General features: G+C 68.8%; 23 protein-coding genes. 16 read left to right on the plus strand and 7 right to left on the minus strand.

What is annotated here, in order from left to right:
• Window positions 1-15 precede the first annotated feature (15 nt).
• Together BLT45_RS09025 and thpR are read left to right on the plus strand one after the other, a co-directional pair.
• Window positions 16-2,136, plus strand: coding sequence for a M13 family metallopeptidase (locus tag BLT45_RS09025; protein ID WP_093297656.1), 2,121 nt, complete (start codon window positions 16-18; stop codon window positions 2,134-2,136).
• 114 nt (window positions 2,137-2,250) lie between these two features.
• Window positions 2,251-2,841, plus strand: a complete 591-nt coding sequence (gene thpR / locus BLT45_RS09030) for an RNA 2',3'-cyclic phosphodiesterase (RefSeq protein ID WP_093297658.1) — start codon at window positions 2,251-2,253, stop codon at window positions 2,839-2,841.
• 6 nt (window positions 2,842-2,847) lie between these two features.
• Here the strand turns inward: thpR and BLT45_RS09035 are convergent, their stop codons facing one another.
• The gene (locus BLT45_RS09035; protein ID WP_093297660.1) at window positions 2,848-3,921 is read right to left on the minus strand and encodes a tetratricopeptide repeat protein; all 1,074 of its coding nucleotides are present in this window, start codon (window positions 3,919-3,921) and stop codon (window positions 2,848-2,850) included.
• A 134-nt stretch (window positions 3,922-4,055) separates the two neighbouring features.
• On the opposite strand from BLT45_RS09035, the gene trxC reads away from it, so the two are divergent.
• From trxC to BLT45_RS09060, 5 genes are all read left to right on the plus strand, one after another.
• On the plus strand, window positions 4,056-4,496 hold the full coding sequence (gene trxC, locus BLT45_RS09040; RefSeq protein WP_093297662.1) for a thioredoxin TrxC: 441 nt from the start codon (window positions 4,056-4,058) through the stop codon (window positions 4,494-4,496).
• Between the two features lie 51 nt (window positions 4,497-4,547).
• Complete coding sequence (locus BLT45_RS09045; protein ID WP_139187970.1) at window positions 4,548-5,129, plus strand: GNAT family N-acetyltransferase; 582 nt, start codon at window positions 4,548-4,550, stop codon at window positions 5,127-5,129.
• Entirely contained in the window at window positions 5,126-5,929 is an 804-nt protein-coding gene (locus BLT45_RS09050) for an SAM-dependent methyltransferase (protein WP_256385816.1), read from the plus strand. The genes BLT45_RS09045 and BLT45_RS09050 overlap by 4 nt, the downstream gene beginning before the upstream one ends.
• A 133-nt stretch (window positions 5,930-6,062) precedes the next feature.
• Window positions 6,063-6,338, plus strand: a complete 276-nt coding sequence (locus BLT45_RS09055; RefSeq protein WP_139187971.1) for a hypothetical protein — start codon at window positions 6,063-6,065, stop codon at window positions 6,336-6,338.
• 49 nt (window positions 6,339-6,387) lie between these two features.
• The gene (locus BLT45_RS09060) at window positions 6,388-8,208 is read left to right on the plus strand and encodes a tetratricopeptide repeat-containing diguanylate cyclase (RefSeq protein WP_093297669.1); all 1,821 of its coding nucleotides are present in this window, start codon (window positions 6,388-6,390) and stop codon (window positions 8,206-8,208) included.
• A gap of 61 nt (window positions 8,209-8,269) precedes the next feature.
• Here the strand turns inward: BLT45_RS09060 and BLT45_RS09065 are convergent, their stop codons facing one another.
• Window positions 8,270-9,361: a diguanylate cyclase gene (locus BLT45_RS09065; RefSeq protein ID WP_093297672.1), complete on the minus strand. Its 1,092-nt coding sequence runs from the start codon at window positions 9,359-9,361 to the stop codon at window positions 8,270-8,272.
• Window positions 9,362-9,541: 180 nt separating this feature from the next.
• On the opposite strand from BLT45_RS09065, the gene BLT45_RS09070 reads away from it, so the two are divergent.
• From BLT45_RS09070 to BLT45_RS09080, 3 genes are read left to right on the plus strand one after another with little or no spacing between them, the layout of a single operon-like run.
• Window positions 9,542-10,201 carry a DUF998 domain-containing protein gene (locus BLT45_RS09070; RefSeq protein ID WP_093297675.1) on the plus strand — a complete coding sequence of 220 codons (660 nt, stop codon included), beginning with the start codon at window positions 9,542-9,544 and terminating at the stop codon, window positions 10,199-10,201.
• 29 nt (window positions 10,202-10,230) lie between these two features.
• On the plus strand, window positions 10,231-10,575 hold the full coding sequence (locus tag BLT45_RS09075) for a RidA family protein (protein WP_093297678.1): 345 nt from the start codon (window positions 10,231-10,233) through the stop codon (window positions 10,573-10,575).
• A 3-nt stretch (window positions 10,576-10,578) separates the two neighbouring features.
• Window positions 10,579-10,791 (plus strand): hypothetical protein, encoded by a 213-nt coding sequence (locus BLT45_RS09080; RefSeq protein ID WP_139187972.1) that lies wholly within the window; start codon window positions 10,579-10,581, stop codon window positions 10,789-10,791.
• A 174-nt stretch (window positions 10,792-10,965) separates the two neighbouring features.
• Here BLT45_RS09080 and BLT45_RS09085 read toward each other — a convergent pair whose 3' ends face one another.
• The gene (locus tag BLT45_RS09085; protein WP_093298780.1) at window positions 10,966-12,228 is read right to left on the minus strand and encodes a TIGR03862 family flavoprotein; all 1,263 of its coding nucleotides are present in this window, start codon (window positions 12,226-12,228) and stop codon (window positions 10,966-10,968) included.
• Between the two features lie 93 nt (window positions 12,229-12,321).
• On the opposite strand from BLT45_RS09085, the gene BLT45_RS09090 reads away from it, so the two are divergent.
• Window positions 12,322-13,920 (plus strand): serine hydrolase, encoded by a 1,599-nt coding sequence (locus BLT45_RS09090; RefSeq protein ID WP_093298782.1) that lies wholly within the window; start codon window positions 12,322-12,324, stop codon window positions 13,918-13,920.
• Between the two features lie 4 nt (window positions 13,921-13,924).
• On the opposite strand, the gene BLT45_RS09095 is transcribed toward BLT45_RS09090, so the two are convergent.
• The gene (locus BLT45_RS09095) at window positions 13,925-14,359 is read right to left on the minus strand and encodes an FKBP-type peptidyl-prolyl cis-trans isomerase (RefSeq protein WP_093297681.1); all 435 of its coding nucleotides are present in this window, start codon (window positions 14,357-14,359) and stop codon (window positions 13,925-13,927) included.
• Between the two features lie 75 nt (window positions 14,360-14,434).
• On the opposite strand from BLT45_RS09095, the gene BLT45_RS09100 reads away from it, so the two are divergent.
• The gene (locus tag BLT45_RS09100; RefSeq protein WP_093297684.1) at window positions 14,435-14,797 is read left to right on the plus strand and encodes a DUF6164 family protein; all 363 of its coding nucleotides are present in this window, start codon (window positions 14,435-14,437) and stop codon (window positions 14,795-14,797) included.
• 56 nt (window positions 14,798-14,853) lie between these two features.
• On the opposite strand, the gene BLT45_RS09105 is transcribed toward BLT45_RS09100, so the two are convergent.
• Together BLT45_RS09105 and BLT45_RS09110 are read right to left on the minus strand one after the other, a co-directional pair.
• Window positions 14,854-15,303, minus strand: coding sequence for an SRPBCC family protein (locus BLT45_RS09105; protein WP_093297687.1), 450 nt, complete (start codon window positions 15,301-15,303; stop codon window positions 14,854-14,856).
• Entirely contained in the window at window positions 15,300-15,662 is a 363-nt protein-coding gene (locus BLT45_RS09110; protein WP_175455777.1) for an ArsR/SmtB family transcription factor, read from the minus strand. Before BLT45_RS09110 ends, BLT45_RS09105 begins: the two co-directional genes overlap by 4 nt.
• 86 nt (window positions 15,663-15,748) lie before the next feature.
• Between BLT45_RS09110 and BLT45_RS09115 the strand changes: the two genes are divergently transcribed.
• The 4 genes from BLT45_RS09115 (at window position 15,749) to BLT45_RS09130 (ending at window position 19,850) form a co-directional block, all read left to right on the plus strand.
• The gene (locus BLT45_RS09115; protein ID WP_093297690.1) at window positions 15,749-16,498 is read left to right on the plus strand and encodes a sulfurtransferase; all 750 of its coding nucleotides are present in this window, start codon (window positions 15,749-15,751) and stop codon (window positions 16,496-16,498) included.
• A 5-nt stretch (window positions 16,499-16,503) separates the two neighbouring features.
• Window positions 16,504-18,063, plus strand: a complete 1,560-nt coding sequence (locus BLT45_RS09120; protein ID WP_093298787.1) for a protein adenylyltransferase SelO — start codon at window positions 16,504-16,506, stop codon at window positions 18,061-18,063.
• A 44-nt stretch (window positions 18,064-18,107) separates the two neighbouring features.
• On the plus strand, window positions 18,108-18,779 hold the full coding sequence (locus BLT45_RS09125) for a glutathione S-transferase (protein WP_093297693.1): 672 nt from the start codon (window positions 18,108-18,110) through the stop codon (window positions 18,777-18,779).
• Window positions 18,780-18,863: 84 nt separating this feature from the next.
• Window positions 18,864-19,850 (plus strand): LLM class flavin-dependent oxidoreductase, encoded by a 987-nt coding sequence (locus tag BLT45_RS09130; protein ID WP_093297695.1) that lies wholly within the window; start codon window positions 18,864-18,866, stop codon window positions 19,848-19,850.
• Between the two features lie 3 nt (window positions 19,851-19,853).
• Here BLT45_RS09130 and BLT45_RS09135 read toward each other — a convergent pair whose 3' ends face one another.
• Window positions 19,854-21,470 carry a carboxylesterase/lipase family protein gene (locus tag BLT45_RS09135; protein WP_093297698.1) on the minus strand — a complete coding sequence of 539 codons (1,617 nt, stop codon included), beginning with the start codon at window positions 21,468-21,470 and terminating at the stop codon, window positions 19,854-19,856.
• Window positions 21,471-21,489: the final 19 nt, after the last annotated feature.

The following is a 21,489-nucleotide window of genomic DNA, read 5'->3' on the forward strand; positions in this document are numbered from 1 at the left end:
TTCCGGAGTTCCGTTTTGAAGAAGACCCTGCTGTCCAGCGCGACGTTGCTGGCCCTCACCCTGGCCGGTCCGCTGGCTGCGCACGACACCGACACCGGCTGCCTGGACGATGGCTGCACCGTGCAGGCGTTGTTCGCCGAGGCCGGCGATACGGGCTCCGCGGGTTCGGCGATCGCCGCCCGCCGCTTCGGTGCATGGGGCCTCGACACCGCCGGCATGGACCGCAACGCGAAACCCGGCAGCGACTTCTTCCGTTACGTCAGCGGCACCTGGGCCGACACCACGCAGATCCCGGCCGACCGCTCCAGCTATGGCGGCTTCGCGATCCTGCGCGACCTGTCGGAAGCGCGCCTGCGCGTGCTGGTGGAAGGTTATGCGCTGGGCGATCCCGCCACCGGCGGCGATGCGGCCAAGATCGCAGCCCTTTACAGGGGCTTCATGGATGAGGCGACCGTCGATGCGCTCGGCGCCAAGCCGCTGCAACCGGTGCTGGATGGCATCCGCGCGGCAAAGGAAAAGCGCGCCGTGGCGATGCTGATGGGCCAGCGTGGCGGCTTCTACGACAGCTTCTTCAACCTGGGCGTCAGCGACGACCAGAAGGATCCGGACCGCTACACGCTCTATCTGAGCCAGGGCGGCTTGGGCCTGGGCGACCGCGAAATGTACCTGCGCGACACCTTCAAGCCGCAGCGCGAGCGCTACGAGGCCTATATCGCGCAGATGCTGCAGCTGGCCGGTTGGGAGAAGCCGCAGGAGAACGCGAAGGCGATCCTCGCGCTGGAGACGCGCATCGCCGACACGCACTGGACGCGCGCCGAAAGCCGCAACCGCGACAAGACCTACAACCCGCTGGCGATGACCGACTTCGCGACGACGTCGCCCGGATTCCCGTGGGCGGACTTCTTCAAGGCCGCCGGCGTCGACGGCGCGGGCCTTGCGGTGATCCGCCAGGATTCCGCGATTCCGAAGATCGCCGCCATCTTCGCCGACACCGATGTCGCCACGCTGCAGGCCTGGCAGGCCTTCCACGCGACCGACAACGCGGCGCCGCTGCTGTCGAAGGACTTCTCGGTGGCGCAGTACGAATTCCGCGACAAGTTCCTGTCCGGCCAGCCGCAGCAGCGCGAGCGCTGGAAGCGCGGCGTGTCGTTCGCCGAATCGGCGATGGGCGAGGCGATCGGCCGCGACTACGTGGCGCTGTACTTCCCGCCGGATGCCAAGGCCAAGATGGATGCGCTGGTCGCCAACGTGAAGGCGGCCATGGGCGCGCGCCTGGACACGCTGGCCTGGATGAGCCCGGCGACTAAGAAGGAGGCACACGCCAAGCTCGCCGGCTTCGGCCTGAAGATCGGCCACCCGGAGAAGTACCGCGACTACAGCGCGCTGGTGGTGAAGAACGGCGACCTGTTCGGCAACGCGCAGCGCGCCGCCCGGTTCGAGTGGGACTACCGCCGCGCACGCATCGGCCAGGCCGTGGACAAGGGCGAGTGGGGGATGACGCCGCAGACCGTCAACGCGTACTACAACTCGGTGAAGAACGAGATCGTCTTCCCCGCGGCCATCCTGCAGCCGCCGTTCTTCGATCCGGACGCCGACCCCGCAGTGAACTACGGCGGCATCGGCGGCGTGATCGGCCACGAGATCATCCACGGCTTCGACGACCAAGGCCGCAAGTCCGACGGCCAGGGCGTGCTGCGCGACTGGTGGACGGCCGAGGACGCGGCCAAGTTCGAAGTGCAGGCCGCCAGGCTCGGCGCGCAGTACGAGGCGTACGCGTTCCCGCAACTCCCCGGCATGCACATCAACGGGCGCGTGGCGATGGGCGAGAACATCGGCGACCTGGGTGGCCTGACGATCGCGCTCGAGGCCTACCACCGCTCGCTGGCCGGCAAGCCGGCACCGGTGATCGATGGCTTCACCGGCGACCAGCGCTTCTTCATGGGCTGGGGCCAGATCTGGCGCACCCTGTGGCGCGACGATGCGCTGCGCCAGCAGTTGGTCAACGGCACGCATTCGCCGGGCCACATCCGCTCCTTCGCCCCGCTGCGCAATATCGATGCCTGGTACGACGCGTTCGGCGTCAAGCAGGGCGACCCGCTGTACATCGCGCCGCAGGAGCGCGTGCGGATCTGGTGATCCGGTGAGCTGACGAGGGCGGGACGGATCGTCCCGCCTTCCGTCGCGGGTTGCACGTCGCCGCCATCGCGCCGATGATGCCGGGCATCGTCATCGTCCCATGCCGTTCGCGTCATGCCCGCCACACCCGCACCGTCCCAGCAAGGCGATCTGTTCGGCGGCCCGCAACCGGGGCGCCTGCACCGGCTGTTCATCGCCCTCGTGCCGTCGCCGGGCGAGTGCGAGGCGTTGCGGCACCGGGCCGAGGACCTCAAGGCGGCATTCCCGCAAGCGCGTTGGGTACGGCCCGAGCGCTACCACCTGACCCTGCATTTCCTCGGCGAGAGCGACGGGCCCCGTGACGACATGGTGGCCTCCGCGCACGAGGCGATGCGCGACTGGCAACCGGAACCGGTCGGCATCACCCTCGACCACCTGCTGTGCCTGGGAAACCCCAAGAACCCCGCACTGACCCTCGCGGCGCTGCATCCGTCGCCCGCCGTCGTGGCGTTCTGGCGCAGCCTGCAACAGCGGCTGCTGCGCGCGGGCTTCAAGCAGCATGTCGGCCGCAGTTTCGTCCCGCACCTGACGCTGGCCTATGTCCCGCCGCGCACCGCGCCGGTGGATGTACAGCCGGTGGTGCTGCACCCGCAGGCGGTCCACCTGCTGCAGAGCGTCGAAGGCGAGGCCGACTACGGCCTGCTCGGGGAATGGCCGCTCGGCTGAGCCGGCTCAGTGGCCCTGCCGGCGGAGCGTGTCCAGCTTGGCCTGGTAGAGCGCCCGGGTATCGCCTTCACTGAGTTCGCGCGCATGGGCCAGCGCCTTGCCGGCACGCCGGGTGTCGCCCTGCAGGAAATACACGCGCGCCAGGCCGAAATGGAACCGGTGTTCCCCGTCGTACAACTGGATCGCCTTGCGGTAGTGCTCGGCCGCCTGCGCGAGGTCGCCGTCACGCTCGAAGCCCGCGGCCAGCAGGAAATGATGGAACGGGTCGCGGGCCTGCACGGCGTCCAGCCGCTTCTGCAGCGGGCGGGCGGCCTCCCTGTCGCCGGCGCGCTGGTAGAAGGTCACCAGGTTGAACAGTGCGCCGGGGTTGTCGTGGTCGAGGTCGAGCGCGTGCTGGTACGCCTGTTTGGCGCGTGCGGCGTCGCCGCCGCGCAGATAGATGACGCCGGTATTGCTCCAACTGGTGGCATAGCCGGGATCGAGATCCAGCGCGATCTCGGCATGACGGCGCGCGTCTTCCACGGCGCCCTGTTCGAGCAGTTCGGCCGCGCGGTTGTTGTAGTAATGCGCGATCAAACGCTCGTCGCGGATGCGCTCAGGCGGTTCGCGGGTGATGACTTCGTCCCAGGCCACGTCGACGGTGAAACGCCGTTCGCGGATGCGCACGCCGGCATTGACGTGCTGGGTGCGGTAGAGCGTGTTGCGGTCCTGGCGCCAGGCCAGGGTTTCGTCGACCTGCTGGGCGTAGGCCTCCAGGCCCGCCTCGCGCGCCAGCGCCACCGTCAGCAGGGTGAAGCTCATGCAGTTGGCCTGGCGCGTGGCATAGGCCTCGGCCACGGTGTGGTTGGCGTCGGGTTCGTAGCGCATGCCCAGCCCTTGCGGGCTGAACAGGAAATCGACCATCCGCTCGAGGCGCGCGCTCGGCAGGCGGGCATGGGCGAGGACCTGCTCACGGAACTGTTGGCGCAGGGGCTCCGGCACGGCCAGCACGTCGGCGGGCGCAGGGGGCGGAGCGGGCTGGGCGAACGCCGACACGACCGACGACGCCAGCAGCAGGGTGCCGAGCCATTTCGTCCACATCGCCCACCTCCGGGTCCCGCATCGGGACGCGTCGCGTGCGCCGAGTGTAGTCGCGCATCGCAGTGCGGCACGATCGGGCGCCCGGGGGCGGACGCGCGGTTCCGCGCTTCGGCGACGGGCGGTAGGATGCCCGCATGAACGCCGATGCCCACCTGATCGCCTGCCCGCACTGTGCGGCGATGAACCGTGTGCCGCCGGCACGGCTGGCGGAGGCGCCCGGCTGCGGGCGCTGCCACCATCCCTTGTTCACCGGGTTGCCGTTGGCGCTGGGCGAAGCCGAGTTCGATCGTCACGCGCTGCGCAGCACGTTGCCGCTGCTGGTGGACTTCTGGGCACCCTGGTGCGGGCCCTGCCTGCAGATGGCCCCGCATTTCCAGCAGGCGGCCGGCGTGCTCGAGCCCGCGATGCGCCTGGCCAAGGTCGATACGGAGGCCTGCCCGGGCCTGGGCAACCGCTTCGGCATCCGCAGCATCCCGACGATGGTGTTGCTGCAGGGCGGGCGCGAGATCGCCCGGCAGAGCGGCGCGATGGCGGCGGACGCGATCGTGCGGTGGGCGAGGGGACAGGTGCGCTGAACGTCTCATCCGCGACGCGGGCAGCGTCGCTTTCCACAGGGGAATCGCAGGTTGAAATACACGAGTGCCAATGAGGGTGTCGGCAAGGCGTTGCCGGTGCTCATGACGTCCCGTTTCCGCCTGCGGCCGCTGGAACGCCGGGACCAGGCGTTCTACGCGTCGATCTATACGGACGAAGCGCTCATGCGGTTCGTCGGGGAGCCGATGACGCAGGCGGCGGCGGAGGACGCGTTCCGCGCGTTCCTGCAGTCGAACAGGCGCGGCGATCTCCATCGCGCCTGCTGCTGGGTGGTCGAGGACGGCGCCGCGGGTCCGACGCCCGTCGGATTGCTGGCGTTGATCCCGCATGCCGCGGCGGCGGAGATCGGGGTGATGGTGATCGACGCCTGGCAGGGTCGCAAGGTGGCGCAGGAGACCATCGGGTTCCTTTCCGGATACCTGTTCGATCATTCCGGCTGGACGCGCACCTTCAGCCGGCATGTGCGGGCCAACGATGCGGGGGCAGGCGTCATGCGCCGGCTCGGGTTCCGCGAGATGCAGGAGGTGCCGGGCGGCAGCGCTTTCCGGGGCTGGGAGATGACGTGCGAGGCCTGGCGCGTGCGCGAAGACGCGACCGGGCGGGTGTCGGCGTGAGCGCGGCGGGCGATTCGAAACCGCTCGACGGCACGCTCGTCTGCGTAGGCGTGGGGATGACGCTGGGCGCGCATCTCGCCCCGCGTGCACGCAGCCACATCGAACAGGCCGACATCGTGTTCAGCGCCATGTCCGACCCGATCGTGGAGTTGTGGGTCCAGGGCATGAACCCGGATGTCAGGAGCCTCCAGCCGCTGTATCGCGAAGGCAAGCCCCGCCGCGACACCTACCGCGAAATGGTGGAGGCGATGATGGTGGAAGTTCGCCGCGGACGTCGCGTCTGCGGCGCGTTCTACGGCCACCCGGGTGTCTTTGCCCAGGTGCCGCATGCCGCCGTGGCGCAGGCACGCACAGAGGGCTACGTGGCGTCGATGGAGGCCGCGGTATCCGCGGAAGACTGCCTTTACGCGGACCTGGGCATCGATCCCGGGGCGGTGGGCTGCCAGCATTTCGAGGCCAGCCAGTTCATGTTCTACCTGCGGCGCGTGGATCCTTCCGCCTACCTGATCCTGTGGCAGATCGGGGTGGCGGGGGACCTCACCACCGGGCGCCTGTCGACCGCGGCAGGGATGAAGGGCTTGCTGGTGGAGCTTCTGCTTGCGGACTACCCGCCGTCCCACGAAGTGATCGCCTACGAGGCCGCCACCCTGCCGATCGCCTCGCCGCGGATCGAGCGGTTCCCCCTGGACCAGCTGCCCGTGGCGGCGTTGACGACCGCGACCACCCTGGTGATTCCGCCCGCCGCGCCCATGCGGCGCAACGAACGCATCCTCGAACAGCTCCGCCTGATGGGGGGCTGAGCGGCCATGCCCGGTCATGGCACGGGCATGGAAAAGTGAGTATTGTCGCGCTGGGGGGTTGTCCCTGCGGAGAGCCGCGGGCGCCGACGGGCAACCGGAAGTTCGTATTCATACTTTCATTTGGGGAAATGGCGTGTCCAATGCAATTCGATTTCTGGAATCCATGGGGGCATCCGCCTCGCTGCGTGGAGCGGCGGATTACGCGGCCGCGGTAGCTGCACTCGAGGTGGAGCCTGCCCAGCGTGCCGCCTTGCTCGGCCGGGACGCCGATGCGCTCGCCAGGCTGCTGGATGGTCGCCCGGCGATGTTCTGCATGATCCTCGCGCCGGACGAGGGCAAGGAAGACGAAGCGCAGGAACAAGCGGACGAGCAGACGGGTGGAGACGAAGAGCCCGGCGAAAAGGAGTAGCCTCCGGAAGCGTTTCGCTCCGGTTGCATCGGTCGGTCAGGAGAAGGACATGAAACTCGGGAAAGGACACGCCTTGTGGGCCGCCGCCGTCATGGCATGCATATGCGCATGGCCGGCACAGGCTCAGGTTTCATCGGACATCGATGCGTTGATCAAGCAGGCTGAGGCGATCAAGACGTCCCAGCCTGCGAAGTTCTACGACGTGCTGGAACGCCTCGAGAAGCGCGTCGAGGAAGCGACGCCCGAGCAGCGCCTCAAGCTGAGGCTGCTGCGGGCGCACGGCTTCCTGATGAAGGGGAAGTCGGAACCCGCGATCCGCGAGCTCCGGCAGATCCAGCAGGAAACCAAGGATCCGGAGATGTTGTTCTGGACCGGTTCGCTGCTCGTGAACACCTACGCGCTGACACGCAAGTTCGAACAGGGCCTGACGACCCTCAACGAAATCCTGCCGCTCGCCACCAAGGTCGAGAAGAAGGACGTACGCCATCGCGGCTTGCTGGTCGCGGGCCTGCTGTACAACCAGGTCGGCGAGTATGCGCTCGGCCAGCAATACGCCCGCCAGGTGCTGGCGGACACTCCTGAGGGACGCAACCAGTGCGCGGCCGGCAACCTCGTCGCCGAAGCGGCGCTGGGCCTGAAGCAGGCGCCTTCGGAGGAGATGATCTTCCGGACCATCAAGTTCTGCGAGGAGCAGAAGGAGCCCATCCTCGGCGGACTCACGCGGACCTATCTGGCGCGCAAGTGGGTGGACGACGGCAAGATCGATCAGGCGATCGAACTGCTCGAGCGCTACCTGCCGACCGTCACCGCGACAGGCTATCCGCTGGTCATCAGCGAATACCACGCGATGCTGGCCAGCATGTACCTGAAACTCGGCGACATGCGTACCGCGCAGACGCACGCGGACGAGGCCGTGAAGCGGGGCATGGGCATGACCTCGCTGCCGTTGGTCGTGGCCTACAAGTCGCTGTACGAGATCGCTAACAAGCAGGGCCACGCCGAAGTCGCCCTCCTGCGCTACCAGCAGTACGCCGAGGCCGACAAGGCGTACCTCAATGACGTGAAGACGCGCCAGCTCGCCTACCAGATCGTCCGCCAGCAGATCCTGCAGAAGACGCAGCAGATCAGCATGCTGGATCAGGAGAACCAGGTGTTGCAGCTGCAACGCCAGGTCGACCAGCAGGCGGCGCAGAACACCCGGCTCATCGTGATCCTGCTGATCGTGCTGGTGGCCTCCATCGGCTACTGGGCCTTCAAGATCAAGCGCGTGCAGCTGTCGCTGAAGAAGATGGCCGAGACCGATGCCCTGACCGGCATCTGCAACCGCCACCACTTCACCATCCGCGCCGAGCGCGCGCTGGCCGAATGCGCCCGCAACGGCGAGCAGGCCGCGCTGATCATGTTCGACCTGGACCACTTCAAGAACATCAACGACCGTTTCGGCCACGGCACCGGCGACTGGGCGTTGAAGGAAGTGTCCGAGGCCAGCAAGGGCTTCTGCCGTCGCATCGACGTGATCGGCCGCCTCGGTGGCGAAGAATTCGCCATCCTGATGTACGGCTGCGATCTGCGTGCCGCCGCCCGCGTGGCCGAGGACTGCCGTGTGCGCCTGGCGCAGATCGACACCCGCGATACCGGCCATGTCTTCGCCATCACGGGCAGCTTCGGCGTGACCTCCAGCATGCAGTCCGGCTACAGCCTGGCCAAACTGCTCTCGCACGCCGACAAGCAGCTTTACCGCGCCAAGCACCAGGGCCGCAATCGCGTCTGCGTCTACGAACCCGCGCACGAACACGCGCGCGACGCCGGCAGCAACGTGCTGGAACTGCCTTCGCGCGAAGGCCGCGCCGAACACCACATCGGCGCCTGATCGCGGACCGCCCGGGAGGCGGTCCGTACAAACCCGAAGGAAGAGACGCCCTGGCGATGCGTCAGGGCGTGACGGTGGCCGTCTGCAACCCTTCGTGCACCGCCCACTGGTTGCGGCCGTTGCTCTTGGCGCGGTAGAGCGCACGGTCAGCGGCTTCCAGCCACGCGCGCAGACCTGCAGACGAGGCGTCCGCGCGCGCCAGACCGAGGCTGACGGTGGGCTGCAGGCCCGGCGCGCTGTCCAGGCGCAGCGCTTCCACGCCTTCTCGGATGCGTCGTGCGACCTTCTCGGCGGCGACCAGATCGCTGCCGCGCAGGAGCACGGCGAACTCGTCGCCACCCAGGCGCCCGGCGCAGTCCAGGGTGCGGATGCTGTGGCCGATCACGCCGGCGACCGCGCGCAGCATGTCGTCGCCCGCGGCATGCCCGTGGCGGTCGTTGATGGTCTTGAAGTGATCGATGTCGATCATCATCAGCGTGGCCGGTTCACCGGTTTCGGCGCACTGCGCGAGCAGCAGCGCCGCCTGGTCCTGCCAGTAGCGGCGACTGTCCAGGCCGGTGAGGGTGTCGCGACGGCTGAGTTCGTCCAGCATGCGGTTCTGCCGCTTGACCTTGCGGACCAGCCGGTAGCTGGCCTGGCTGACGGCGATCGAATGGATCAGCAGCATCGGCAGGCAGGCCAGCATCACCGGCATGCTGGTGACGGGGCTCAGCTCGAAGCCGGTGAGCGCGCCTGCCAGCAGCGCGCCGGCCAGCATCAGCGGCAACGACCAGTACCACAGGCGATCGATGCCGGTGCTGATCTTGTCCACCGTGGCCAAGGTCACCAGCAGCACGCTGGGCAGCAGGTTGAACGCCATCAGCGGCACCCACATGCCGGCCAGGGTCGAATCGATGAGCAGGTTGCGGATCTCGCCGCGGAAGGGTTCGCGATGGCGCAGGGCGAGCCAATACGCCAGTTGCGGCCAAAGAAGTGCGGTGAAGCCCAGCCAGGCCCAAGCGCCCCAACCGGCGCCGTTCTCCAGCAGCACCGCGCCTACCGGCAGGGCGGCCAGGCCCATGCCCAGCATGCGCAGCCGGTAGATCCGGCGTGGCAGGCGCTGGGCGTGGTGGCGCACCGGATGGGCGTCGGATGGCGATACGTCGAACGGCATTGGCGCGTGGAGTCCCCTCGCTCGTGGCGGCCAGTCCCCCGGGTGCCCCGCGGGGAGGGTGGAGTGTAGGTCAAACCGTGACGACGGGCACGTCACGGACTTCTGCCCACGACAGCGGCCTGGCCCAGGCGAACTTGAGCGCTGACCGATAATCGGTGCCACGTTCGCTGAGACCCCGCCATGCCCGATGCCACGCCGCGCGCTTCCGTTCGCCCGCTCCCGGCGATCCGCCTGGCGGCCGGGTCGGCGATCGTCGGGGCGGTCCTGTTCCTGCTGGTCGCGGGTGCGCTGCAGATCGTTCGCCACGACCTGTCCTGGCCCCAGGCCACGCTGAGCCAATACCTGAGCGGGCCCTACGGCCTGCTGCTGCGTATCGCTTATTGCCTGCTGGCGGCCACCATCGTCCTGCTGGCGATGGGCCTGCGTGCGCAGTTGGCGCCGCAGGCGCGGAGCGGGGCTCCTGTGCTGCTGTTCTGCCTCGGTGCGGCCGCCCTGGCCGGCGTGGCCGTGGGCGATTCCTGGCTGCCGATGTTCGCGCCGGAGTTCCACCGTTGGTTCCACCACATCTGCGCGATCACGGCCTTCCTCTGTGTCACCGCGGGCATGTTGCTGCAAGCGTGGCGGTTCCGGCTGGACGCGGCGTGGCGATCACATTTTCCGCTCGCGGCGGCGTGGTCGCTCGCGTGCTTCGTGCTGCTATGGGTCCATGCGCTGTGGGCCCCGGCCGGGAAGGGTTGGGTGCAGAAGCTGCTGATCGCATCGATCGTCGCAGCGATGTTGCTTGCAGGCACATGGCTCTGGCGCGCCAGCACCCGTGCGATGACGGGGGCGCGGCGCTAAGCTGCGGGCATCACACAGGAGACCGATCCATGATCCAGCGATTCGACGTAGGCGCGCGCCTCTCCGAAATGGCCATCCACAACGGCGTGATCTACCTGGCGGGGCAGGTGGCGGAAGACGCGACCCAAGGCATCGCCGGGCAGACCGAGCAGGTGCTCGCCGAGATCGACGCGCTGCTCGCGCGCGCCGGCAGCGACAAGGCGAAGATCCTGCGCGCGGAGATCTTCATCAAGGACCTGCACGATTTCGAAGCGATGAACCGCGTGTGGGATGCGTGGGTGCCGGAAGGCAACGCGCCGCCGCGCGCGACGGTGCAGGCGAATCTGGCGCGCGCCGGATGGCTGATCGAGATCGTGGTGACCGCGGCGGTCTGATCGATGGCGACGCGCAAGCCAGGCCCGTGGCAGCGTCCTGCGCCAACGCGGCGCGGCGGTGGCCTCACGCTCACCCCGGCCCAGGTGGAAGAGGCCCGGGCCCGCGCCGAAGCGGCGGGTCGGCGCTATCCCAACCTGGTCGACAACATGTACGTCGCCGCCAAGGCGCGGCGCAAAAACGAGGCAAAAAAGCCTGCGACGGACGAGACTGAATGAGAGTTCAGCGGCCTGAGGTGCAGCATGCACATCCGGCCGTAAATGTCTGTAATAAAACTGCTTTGAAACGCTAACCGGACCTCAACAACGGCTCGCGTATCGTGCGCCCACGTTCCGCAGCCGCTGCGGCACGCACTTCCCGGGGTGCGCGCCGCAGCCCCTGCGGACGACCAGTCAGGCGTTGCGTTGCGCCAGCCAGTCGACCACGCCCCGCGCGGCCTGGCGACCGCTGGCGAAGCACGCCGTCAGCAGGTAGCCGCCGGTGGGAGCCTCCCAGTCGAGCATCTCGCCGGCGGCGAATACGCCGGGCAGCCCGCGCAGCATCAGGCGCGCGTCCAACGCTTCCAGTGGCACGCCGCCGGCGCTGCTGATGGCCTCCGCGATCGGGCGGGGGCGCTGCAGGCGGAACGGGAAGCGCTTCAGCGTCGCCGCGATCTTGGCGGGATCGGCCAGCGCCGCCTTGTCGAGCACTTCGTACAGCAGCGCCGCCCGCACGCGGCTCACACCGGCTTCGCGACGCAGCTGCTCGCTGAGGCTGCGCGAGCCGCGCGGCTTGGCCAGCCGGCGTGCCAGGTCCTGTTCCTCACGCCCCGGCAGCAGGTCCAGCACCAGCGTGGCCTGGCCATCGCGTGCGATGGCATCGCGCAGCATCGGAGAGAGCGCGTAGACCAGGCTGCCCTCGATGCCGGTGGCGGTGAGGACGCACTCGCCCTGACGGTGGTGCGGCGTGCCGTCCGCGTCCTGCCAATGGGCCGTGACCGGTTTCAGCGGTTCGCCGGCGAAGCGGCTCGCGAGATGCGCGCTCCAGCCGATGTCGAAGCCGCAGTTGGAGGGCCGCAGCAGTGCGATCTCGACCCCGCGCGACTGCAGCGCATCCACCCACGCGCCGTCCGAACCGAGTTCCGGCCAGCTGCCGCCCCCCATTGCGAGCACGACGGCATCGGCGCGCACGTCGACATCGCCGTCGGGTGTCGCGAAGTGCAAGGCACCGTCCGCACGCCAGCCGGTCCAGCGGTGCAGCACGTGGAAGCGCACGCCCTGTTCGCGCAGGCGCCGCACCCAGCCGCGCAACAGCGGCGCCGCCTTGAGATCGGTCGGGAATACCCGGCCCGAGGTCCCGACGAAGGTGTCCACGCCCAGGCCGCGCGCCCAGGTGCGCAGGGCGTCGGCATCGAAGTCGCGCAACCAGGCGGCGACCTCGTGCGTGCGCGTGCCGTAGCGCGTGACGAAGACGTCGAACGGATCGGAGTGGGTCAGGTTCATGCCGCCCTTGCCGGCGATCAGGAACTTGCGTCCCACCGAGCCCTTCGCGTCGTACAGATCGACCTGCAACCCCGCCGCGCGCAGGGTTTCGGCGGCCATCAGGCCGGCCGGTCCGCCGCCGATGATGGCGACCGTGTGCGGGGGGCAGGGCGTGTCGGGGTGTTGCGAAGACATCCGCATAGTATGCCGTGCCCGGCCAGCACTCCCGGCGGGCGCATGGCCTGCGGTATCGTCGTGCGCAACGCTTGAAGGGGATCACTGATGCTGATGTCGCCTGCGGTCGCGCGCCGCGCCCTGTTGTTGCTCTGCCTGGTCGCACCGGCGGCTGTCGCCAAAGAGCCGCCGCCGCCCGCGTTGCAGGACCTCGACACCTACGTCGAGTCGGTGCGCAAGGCCTTCGATGTGCCGGGCATCGCGGTGGCGGTGGTGAAGGATGGCGAGGTGGTGCTGGCGCGGGGGTGGGGCGAGCGCGAGATGGGCAAGCCGGCCAAGGTCGACGCGCACACGATGTTCGCCATCGCCTCGAACACCAAGGCCTTCACCTCGGCCTCGCTGTCGATGCTGGCCGACGAAGGCAAGCTCACCCTGGAAGACCGCGTGATCGACCATCTGCCGTGGTTCCGCATGGCCGATCCCTACGTCACCCGCGAAATGCGCATCCGCGATCTGCTGGTCCATCGCAGCGGCTTGGGCCTGGGCGCGGGAGACCTGCTGTATTGGCCCACCACCACCTACAGCAACCGCGAGGTGGCCGAGCGCCTGCGCGATGTGCCGCTCAGTGGCGGGTTCCGCGAGCGCTATGCCTACGACAACATCCTCTACGGCGTCGCCCAGCTGGTGGTGGAGCAGGCCAGTGGCCAGTCCTACGAACAGTTCCTGCGCACGCGCTTCTTCCAGCCGCTGGGCATGCGCGAGACGCGCTACAACAGCGACACGTTGAAGCCGGGCGACAACGTCGCCACCGGCCATGCCATGGCCGACTTAACCACGCTGCAGCCGGCGCCGCGGATGACGTGGCGCAATGTCGCCGGCGCGGGCGGCGTCTATGCCAGCGTGAACGACATGGCGAAGTGGATGAACGCCCAGCTCGCCGGCGGTACGTATCGGGACGCGCAGGGGCGGGAACATGCGCTGTTCACGCCCGCCCGCCAGAAGGCGATGTGGTCCTTGGTCACGCCGATCCCGATCTCCGAACCCAAGGTGGAGGCGCTGAAAGCCGCCAAGCCGAACTTCCTCGGCTACGGCGAAGGCTGGATGGTCTCGGACTTCCAGGGTCGCAAGCTGGTGTGGCACACCGGCGGCTGGCCGGGCATGGTGTCGCGCGTCACCCTGGTGCCGGAGCGGAAGCTGGGCGTCGTCGTGCTGACGAACCAGGAAGTCGGTGCCGCCTTCCACGCGATCACCCTGAAGGTGCTGGACGCGTATCTGGCGAACAGCGGCACCGACTGGCTGGCTGCCTACCAGGCGCAGGTCGCGCAGGCCAAAGACAACGCCGACGAACACTGGCAGAAGCTGCAGGCCGCGCGCGATGCCACGTCGAAGCCCTCGCTGCCGCTGGCGAAGTACGCCGGCACGCTGCGCGACCCGTGGTATGGCGATGTGGTCGTCGCGCAGGAAGGCGAGGGCCTGGTGCTGCGCTTCAGTCGTACGCCCGAACTGGTGGGCGACCTGCAGCCGTGGCAGCACGATACCTTCGTGGTCCGCTGGCGCGAACGCTGGCTCAATGCCGATGCGTTTCTGACGTTCTCGTTGAAGCCGGATGGCGGCATCCGCGAAGCGCGGATGGAGGCGATTTCGCCGCTGACCGATTTCAGCTTCGACTTCCACGACCTGCGGTTGGCGCCGGTCGTGGAAGCGAAGGACTGATGGCTCACTCGTGCGGTGTGACGTCCAGCAGTTCGACGTCGAACACCAGTGAGGCGCCGGGCGGGATCACGCCGCCCGCGCCGGCGTTGCCGTAGCCGAGGTCGGCCGGAATCAGCAGGGTGCGCTTGCCGCCCACCTTCATGCCCGCCACGCCGTCGTCCCAGCCGCGGATCACCTGGCCCGCGCCGAGCAGTAAGGTGAAAGGCTCGCCGCGGTCGACCGAGCTGTCGAACTTCATCCCGTGCTTGTCCGGCGCGTTCTCGTCGTACAGCCAGCCGGTGTAGTGCACGGTGACGTCGCTGCCGCTGGTGGCGATGGCGCCGGTGCCTGCCTGCGTATCGAGGCGTTGCAGGTCGGCCACGCTGCCGCCGGGCGGGGGACCTGCAGGCGTGCAGGCGGCAAGCAGGGTCAGCGAGAAAGCGAGCAGCAGGGAGCGCATCGGTCGTCCGGATGAGAGGGGCGTGCAGGGTAGCGCACGCCGGTACGCTCAACGCTGACCGGCTAGACTGTCGCGATGGCGAAACTCTTCCTCAACCTGCGCAACGTGCCGGCCGACGAAGCCGATGAGGTGCGCGAGATGCTGCGTGCGCATGCGATCGACTTCTACGAGACGCCACCCAGCCCGTGGGGCATTTCCGCGGGGGGGCTGTGGATCGAGGACGCCGACGCGTTGGCGCGCGCCAAGGTCCTGATGGCGGAGTACCAGGCCCGGCGTCGTGACGATGCGCGCGCCGAGCAGGCCAGCGCCGAGCGCGAAGGGCGAGCGGAGACCTTCGGCAGCCTGCTGCGCGACCGGCCGGTTTACGTGGTCGGGATGCTGGCCGCGATGCTCTTCATCATCGCGCTGACGCTGGCCTTGCCCTGGCTGCTGCTCTGAGGATCAGGCCGCGACCCGTGCATCGGGATCGTCCATCGCGACGTCCTTGCGGTGGATCAGAACAGCGCGTGCAGGGCGTCGAGCATGGTGGTCCAGCCGCGCTGGGTGGGTGCGGCATAGTCCGCCCAGGCCCGTGGCAGTGTGTGGGTGAGGCGCAGTTCGCAGCCTGTCGGCGTGGGGGAAATGAAGATGTCCACGCGGCTGCCGTCCTGGTCGGATTCGCCGGCGATGGCCCAGGTGAAGGACAGCCGGTGCGGACGATCAATGACGAGGTACTCGCCGACATGGTCGATGCGCTCGCCCTGGCGTTCGACCAGCATCGAGAAGCGCCCGCCCACCCGCGGATCGACATCGAGCCGCAGCACTTTTTCGTCGCGCACGCCGGGGCCGAACATCCATTGCCCCAGCAGGCGCGGGGTCAGCCAGGCATCGAACACGCGTTCGGCCGGCGCAGCGAAGGCACGATGCACGGCGACATCGATCGTGTCGTGGGTGGGCGCGGTCATGGGTGTTTCCGGGTCGTCGAGGCGGAGGATGGCGTGTCCGTTTGCAGGACCGCATCGAGCGCGTCGAGGCGTGCGGTCCAGAACTGCTCGTACTGCCGCAGCCAGGCCTCGCCTTCGGCCAGCGCCTGCGGCTGCAAGTGGCACAGGTGGGTGCGGCCCTGGATCTGGCGCGTCACCAGTCCGGCGCGTTCCAGCACCTTGATGTGCTTGGAGGCCGCGGCCAGCGAGATCCGGAACGGGGCGGCCAGTTCGCCGACGCTGCGCGGTTGCCCGCCCAGGCTGCGCAGCATGCGGCGACGGGTGCCGTCGGCCAGTGCGCGGAAGACCGCGTCCAGGCGAGGGGAATCATGTTCAACCATGTGGTTGAGTATTGAAGGCGGATCACTCATTGTCAACCGTTTGGTTGAATGATGGGGGCGGAGCCGACGGACGGTAAAATCGCCGCATGGTCACCAACATCGCCGCCTACCACTTCACGCCGATCGCACGTCCGGAGGCGTTCGCCGACGAGATCCGCGAGCGTGCCGAGCAGCTGGCCCTGCGCGGCTCGGTGCTGATCGCGGGAGAGGGCGTCAACCTGTTCCTGGCGGGCGGGGCGGAGGCGATCGAGGCCTTCCTGGCGCCGCTGCGTGCAGATCCGCGTTTCGCCGGTCTGCGCGTCAAGTACAGCCGCAGCGCGCAGGTGCCGTTCGCACGGCTCAAGATCAAGGTGAAGCCGGAGATCATCAGCTTCCGCCGCCCGGGCACGACGCCGGAGGACGCACGTGCACCCACCGTGGCACCGCACGTCGTGGCGCGCTGGCTTGAACAGGGCCATGACGACGACGGTCGTCGCGTAGTGATGCTCGACACGCGCAACGCGCAGGAAGTGGCGTACGGCACCTTCACCGGCGCGCTGACCCTGCCGATCGACAAGTTCACCGACCTTCCGGCGGCGCTGGAGCCGCACCGCGATGCGTTGAAGGACGCCACCGTGGTCAGCTTCTGCACCGGCGGCATCCGCTGCGAGAAAGCCGCGCTGTGGATGCAGGCCGAGGGCATGGACAACGTCCTGCAGCTGGACGACGGCATCCTTGGCTATTTCGAGCAGGTCGGCGGCGCGGGTTACGACGGTGCCTGTTTCGTGTTCGACGAGCGCGTCGCGCTGCGGCCGGACCTCACGCCGTTGGTGGACGACGCGGCCGACGCGGCATGAGCGGCATGCGCGCGCTGCATTTCGACAACCGTTACGTCAACGAACTGCCGGGCGATCCGGAGCAGTCCCCGCATCGTCGCGAAGTGCGGGGTGCGGCGTGGTCGGCCGTGGCACCCACGCCGGTTGCAGGGCCGGTGCTGCTGGCGCACTCGCCGGAGGTGGCCGCGCTCGTCGGCTTCGACGAAGCCGACATCGCATCGCCGGAGTTCGCCCGGATCTTCGGTGGCAACGCCCTGCTGCCGGGCATGCAGCCGTATGCGGGCAACTACGGTGGCCACCAGTTCGGCAACTGGGCCGGGCAACTCGGCGATGGACGCGCGATCACCCTGGGCGAAGTGGTCAACGCGCAGGGCGAGCGCTGGGAGCTGCAGCTCAAGGGCGCAGGCCCGACACCGTATTCGCGTACCGCCGACGGGCGCGCAGTACTGCGCTCGTCCATCCGCGAGTTCCTCTGCAGCGAGGCGATGCACCACCTGGGCGTACCGACCACGCGCGCACTGAGTCTGGTGGGCACGGGCGAAACGGTCGTGCGCGACATGTTCTACGACGGGCATCCCGTGGCCGAACCGGGCGCGGTGGTGTGCCGGGTGGCGCCGTCGTTCCTGCGCTTCGGCCACTACCAGCTGCCGATGTCGCGCGGAGATACCGATCTGCTGCGCACGCTGGCGGACTTCACGATCCGGCGCGACTTCCCGCACCTGCAGGGCGAGGGTGAGGCGCTGTACGGCGCGTGGTTCGCCGAGATCTGCGAGCGCACGGCGGTGATGGTGGCGCACTGGATGCGCGTGGGCTTCGTCCACGGCGTGATGAATACCGACAACATGTCAGTGCTGGGGCTGACCATCGATTACGGTCCTTACGGCTGGATCGACGACTACGATCCGGACTGGACGCCGAACACCACCGACGCGCAGGGCCGCCGCTATCGCTTCGGCTGGCAGCCGCGCATAGCAGGATGGAACCTGACGCGCCTGGCCCATGCGCTGTCGCCGCTGTTCGACGGCGTCGACGCCCTGCAGGATGGACTGCAGCGGTTCGCCGATGCCCACGCGCGCGAGGACCGCGACAGCACGGCGCGCAAGCTTGGTCTGACGGCGCATCGCGACGGCGACACCGAACACATGCAGGCGCTGCAGGCGCTGCTGCTTCAGGGCGAGATCGACATGACGCTGTTCTTCCGCGCGCTGATCGATGCCGACCTGGGCGATGCGTCGTTGACGGCGTTCGACGAGACCTTCTACGACGCCGGGAAACGTGACGCCGTTGCACCCGCGCTCCGCGACTGGTTGGCGGCGCACGCACGCCGGCTCAGCGACGATCCGCTCGATCCCGCCGCGCGCCGCGAACGCATGCGCCTGGCCAGTCCGCGCTACGTATTGCGCAATTACCTGGCGCAGCAGGCGATCGACGCCGCGGAAGCCGGCGACCTGTCCGGCTTGCATGAACTGCTGGACGTCATGCGCCGGCCCTACGACGACCAGCCCGGCCGCGAGCGGTTCGCGCAGCGCCGGCCGGACTGGGCGCGCGATCGTGCGGGCTGTTCGATGCTGTCGTGCAGTTCCTGATGCCCGCCGCGCGGTAGCATGCGCCATCCCCGCGGAGCATCGGCATGATCACCGTCCACCACCTCAACAACTCCCGTTCCCAGCGCGTGCTCTGGCTGCTCGAGGAACTGGGGCTGGACTACACCGTGGTGCGCTACCAGCGTGACCCGCGCACGATGCTCGCGCCGCCGGAACTCAAGAAAGTGCATCCGCTGGGCAAGTCGCCCGTGGTCGTCGATGGCGAGCACGTGCTGGCCGAATCCGGTGCGGTGCTGGAGTACCTGGTGGAGCGCTACGACGCGGCGCGCCGGTTCGCGCCGTCGCCTGGCACGGCCGAGCACCTGCGCTACCGCTACTGGTTGCACTACGCCGAAGGCTCGGCGATGCCGCCGATGCTGCTGAGCCTGGTGTTCTCGCGCCTGAAGAAGGCACCGATGCCGTTCTTCGCACGCCCCATTGCGCGCGGCATCGCCGACAAGGCGCTGAAGACCTTCGTGGGCCCACAGGTGAAGCTGCACCTGGGCTACATGGAGCAGGCGCTGGAAACGTCGGCCTGGTTCGCCGGGGACGAATTCAGTGCGGCCGACATCCAGATGAGCTTCCCCGTGGAGGCCGCCGCGGTGCGCGCCGGCCTGGACACGTATCCGAACCTGGCCGGCTTCCTGCAACGCATCCATGCGCGACCGGCCTACCAGCGCGCCCTGGCGCAGGGCGGCCCGTTCGACCTGCTGGGCTGAGCGGGATACAGCGTCCCGCAGGCGACGGTGGAATCCGTCTCCGCGCACCCCCATGACGATGTCATCGTCATTGCCGGCCGTCCCATGATTCCGTATTCGCTCCTCGACCTCGCCCCCGTCTGCGAGGGCAGCGACACCACGCAGGCCTTCGTCCACATGCGCGACCTGGCGCAGCATGCCGAGCGTTGGGGTTACACGCGCTACTGGCTGGCCGAACACCACAACATGCCGGGCATCGCCAGCGCGGCGACCGCGGTGCTGATCGGCCACGTAGCCGGCGCCACCTCGACGATCCGCGTCGGCGCCGGCGGCATCATGCTGCCCAACCACGCGCCGCTGCAGGTGGCCGAGCAGTTCGGCACGCTGGCGTCGCTGTATCCGGGGCGCATCGACCTCGGCCTGGGCCGCGCGCCAGGCACCGACCAGCCCACCGCGCGCGCGTTGAGGCGCTACTTCGACAGTGCCGAGCAGTTCCCGCAGGACGTGCAGGAAGTGCTGCGCTACTTCGAGCCGGTACAGGAAGGGCAGGCCGTGCGTGCCGTGCCGGGCGCGGGCCTCGAGGTGCCGGTCTGGCTGCTGGGCTCCAGCCTGTTCGGCGCCCAGCTGTCGGCCGCGCTTGGCCTGCCGTACGCGTTCGCATCCCATTTCGCGCCCGACGCGATGGACCAGGCGCTGCTGCTGTACCACCGCGATTTCCGCCCGTCGAAGCGGCTGGCCAAGCCGCACGCGATGCTGGCCCTGAATGTCGTGGCGGCCGAGACCGACGACGAAGCCCGCCATCTGTTCACCACCCAGCAGCAAGCCTTCGTCAACCTGCGCCGCGGCCGCGCGGGCCTGGTGCCGCCGCCGATCGACGACATCGAGGCGTTCTGGGAGCCGCACGAGAAGGCCGGCGTGGCGCAGGCACTGGCCTGTGCGGTCGTCGGCAATCGCGATACCGTGCGCAAGGGCATCGCCGACTTCATCCAGCGGCATCGTCCCGACGAACTGATGCTGACCGCCAACATCTTCGATCACGCCAAGCGGCTGCGTTCGTTCGAGATCGCCGCCGAGGTGATGTCCGGCGGCTGAGGGTCAGAACGTCCCGCGCTGGATGAAGGGCGCCTGTTCGTAGAGCCGGCGCTCCGCGCCACGCGGGTCGTCCTGCATCCGCGAGGCGTCGTCGAAGACCATCGTCTGCCGTTGCGGCAACGTGTACGGCGACCATGCCGGCAGGCCGGCATGATTCGGGTCGCCATGGCGGGCGAGGGCGATCAGCGCCTCGCTCATGCGCGCGGCCATCGCCCGAGCGCGCGCGTCGTCGCCGGTCTTCGAACCTTCCGCCGCCACGTTGTCGAAGACGAGCGGGATGTCGAGCGTGTGGAACGCGCGCAGGCGGCCACCCTCGGCTGGCGAGCGCCAGTCCAGCTGGTAGACCCACGCTGGCGCGCCCTGTGCCGCGCGGGCTTCGGCTTCGATCACCGCGCCACGCCACGAACGTCCCGCGGTGGTCGCCGCGAAGAAGACGTCCGATGGGGTGTAGTCGGGATACAGATGACGGTACTCGGCGATGACGACATCCGGCGACAGGTCCACGTACTGTTGTTCGCGCAGCTTCTGGGGCAATGCCTCCCAGGTCAGGGCGAAGTTCGCTTCGTCGTTGCCCAGGAACGCGCGCGTCTCGTCGCGCGTGTTGCCGATGATCATCGGGATGCGGGCGGACTGCGCAGGTGCATCGGGGTAGAACGGATGCCGGGGCAGATTGTGCGTATCCAGTACCGGGCCGAAGTAGAGCGCGGTGTTCTCCACGCGCGATGGGTCGCGCACGCGCGTGGCGTCCAGCAGGCGCGCCATCGGCATCGTCAGCAGCGCATCGGTGTCGCGCGGACCCAGCCCCAGTTCGGCGAGGAACAGCGCGGTGCGCTGCGCCGCGGCGCGCGGGCCTGCGGCGGTGACCTGCTGGCCGCTCATCGTCATCGCCTTGTGGAACAGGCCGCCGGCTTCCGGCATGGCCATCAGCGTGGCGATCTTGGCGCCTCCGCCGGACTGGCCGAACACGGTCACGTTCCCGGCGTCGCCGCCGAATTCGGCCGCGTGTTCGCGCACCCAGCGCAGGGCATCGATCAGGTCCAACTGGCCCACGTTGCCGGCATCGCGCAGGCGCGTGTCGCCGCTTTCTCCCAGATACAGATAGCCGAACGCGTTGAGCCGGTGATTGACGGTCACGACGACGACGTCACCGCGACGGCAGAGATTCGAGCCGTCGTAGAGCGGATGCGAGCCCGAGCCGTTGTTGTAGCCGCCCCCATGGATATAGACCAGGACCGGGCGCTTCCCGCCATCGCGCAGTGCCGGCGTGTGGACGTTGAGGAACAGGCAGTCTTCGCTGATCGGTTGACCGTCGGCATCGCCGCGCTGCGGCGCGGAAGCGCCATGACGGGTCGCCTCGCGCACACCGGTCCAGGCGGTTTCAGGCAGGGCGCGCTGGAACCGGCGCGTCGCGGTGTTGGCGCCGTAGGGCACGCCGCGGAAGATTTGGACGCCCCGGTCCGTCCGTCCGGCGATCCGGCCGCTGCGGGTGGTGGCGACCGGTGCGCCGCGGAGGGCGGAGGCGCCCAGGGGCACTGCCACCGTCAGCGCAGCCATGGAGGTAGTTCCCGCGCACTGGATCAGGAAACGGCGGCGGGTAGGCAGGAGGGGCGTGGACGGCATGGAAACCCTGGAATGACAC

Origin of the sequence: Pseudoxanthomonas sp. CF385 (assembly GCF_900104255.1) — a bacterium.
GTDB lineage: Bacteria > Pseudomonadota > Gammaproteobacteria > Xanthomonadales > Xanthomonadaceae > Pseudoxanthomonas_A.